General features: G+C 58.6%; 1 protein-coding gene and 1 pseudogene. Both read left to right on the forward strand.

Features of this window, described 5'->3' with window-relative positions; translation table 11 throughout:
* Positions 1–189, forward strand: a pseudogene (locus GFB49_RS20940) (ABC transporter ATP-binding protein); the annotation flags it as partial.
* 12 nt (positions 190–201) lie between these two features.
* Positions 202–635 (forward strand): ATP-binding cassette domain-containing protein (locus GFB49_RS20945; RefSeq protein ID WP_153218201.1); only part of this gene is annotated, 434 nt, incomplete at its 3' end.

Genomic DNA, 635 nt, shown 5'->3' on the forward strand with positions numbered 1-635 from the left:
GAGCTGACCGGGTCCGAGACATTTGTGCATTTGGACCACCATGGTGAGACCTGGGTGGGGCTGGTGCATGGGATCCACAACCTGGAGATCGGGGCGACGCTGCCGGTCTATCTGGATCCGGCGCATGTCTATATCTTTGATGAGAATGGCGCATTGGTGGCGCCGGCCTCTTACGCTTTGGTTGCATGAGGGGGGCTGGATATGGCACAAATCACGCTTGATAATCTGGCGCATTCCTATTTGCCCAACCCGACCCGCGAGGATGACTTCGCGCTGAAAGAGCTGAACCACGTTTGGAAAGACGGCGAGGCCTATGCGCTGCTCGGCTCTTCGGGATGCGGGAAATCGACACTGCTCAATATCATCTCGGGCCTGTTGCAGCCGAGCCAGGGGCGCATTCTGTTTGATGATCAGGATGTGACCCATGCGTCGACCGCAGATCGCAATATCGCCCAGGTGTTCCAGTTCCCGGTTGTTTACGACACCATGAGCGTGCGCGAGAACCTGGCGTTTCCGCTGAAAAACCGCGGTGCGGATCCCAAGTATATCGCCGAGCGCGTGCAGCAGATCGGTCAGATGATTGGTATGGAAGCCGAGCTGGACCGCCGTGCGCGCGGTCTGACGGCGGATGCCAA

It is taken from the genome of Tritonibacter litoralis (genome assembly GCF_009496005.1).
GTDB classification, from domain to species: Bacteria; Pseudomonadota; Alphaproteobacteria; order Rhodobacterales; family Rhodobacteraceae; genus Epibacterium; species Epibacterium litoralis.